General features: G+C 73.8%; 1 protein-coding gene and 1 pseudogene. One reads left to right on the top strand and one right to left on the bottom strand.

The genetic code is table 11. The annotated features are described in order from the left end of the window. Positions 1–706 (bottom strand): uracil-DNA glycosylase (locus ASF38_RS03030; protein ID WP_156366791.1); only part of this gene is annotated, 706 nt, incomplete at its 3' end. Between the two features lie 99 nt (positions 707–805). Here ASF38_RS03030 and ASF38_RS18660 point away from each other — a divergent pair. Beyond that, positions 806–1,110: pseudogene (locus tag ASF38_RS18660) on the top strand (MFS transporter); the annotation flags it as partial.

Raw genomic sequence — 1,110 nt, 5'->3', positions numbered from 1 at the left:
CTTGCAGCGTAGGCGCCGCGGTCGGTGGGATCGGCGGGACCCGCCAGTCGACGGGTGCGCTGCCCAGCTCGAGGAGGTGCGCGTCGACGCGGCTGAACGGCCGCGAGCCGAAGAACCCCCTCGATGCGGAGAGCGGGCTGGGGTGGGCACTCGCGACCACGGGGGTGTCGCCCAGCAGGGGCTGCAGCTTCTGGGCGTCCCGCCCCCAGAGCACCGCGACGAGCGGCCGGTCGCGGGCCACGAGGGTCCGGATCGCCTGCTCCGTGACGCGCTCCCAGCCCATCCCGCGGTGGCTGGCCGGGGCGCCGGCCCCCACCGTCAGCACCCGGTTGAGCAGCAGGACGCCCTGCTCCGACCACGCCGTCAGGTCCCCGTGGGGCGCGCGGGGGATGCCCAGGTCGGCCTCGAGCTCGGTGTAGATGTTGGCGAGGCTGCGGGGAAGGGGGCGCACGTCGGGGTGGACCGAGAACGACAGACCCATGGCGTGACCGGGCGTCGGGTACGGGTCCTGGCCGGCGACGAGCACCTTCACGTCGGCGAGCGGTTCCCGGAACGCCCGCAGGATCGCGTCGCCGTGGGGCAGCCACGGTCGGCCGGCCTCGGTCTCGGCCCGCAGGAGCTCGCCCATCCGGGTCACGTCGTCGGCGACCGGCGCCAGGGCCTCGGCCCAGTCGGGTGCGACGAGCTCGTGCAACGACTTCGGCATGACCTCACCCTAGGCAGGATCGGGACGTGGTCGCCCGTCCGGCGACCTCGTGAGGGCGATGGCGTTCCGAGAACGGCGCGCCCTAGACTCTGGGGCGCAGTGTCAGCCATCACCGCGTACCGCACGCTGCTGCGGATCGTCGGGCCCGCCTACGTCGTCGTAGCCTTCCTCGGGCGAGTTCCGCTTGCCATGAGCCAGATGGGCACGCTGCTCCTCGTCAGCGGGGCCACGGGTCGCTACGCGCTCGGCGGTGCGGCCGCCGGTGCCCTCGCCGTGGCGAACGCCGTCGGTGCACCGTTCTTCGGGTCGTTGGCGGACCGCATCGGTCAGCGTCCCGTCGTGCTCGCCCAGTCGTGGGCCGGAGGGGCAGGACTCGCGGCGATCGTGTGGACGACGCAGTCCGA

Origin of the sequence: Aeromicrobium sp. Leaf272 (genome assembly GCF_001422865.1) — a bacterium.
Lineage (GTDB): Bacteria > Actinomycetota > Actinomycetes > Propionibacteriales > Nocardioidaceae > Aeromicrobium.
This window is presented reverse-complemented; position numbering and strand designations above follow the sequence as displayed.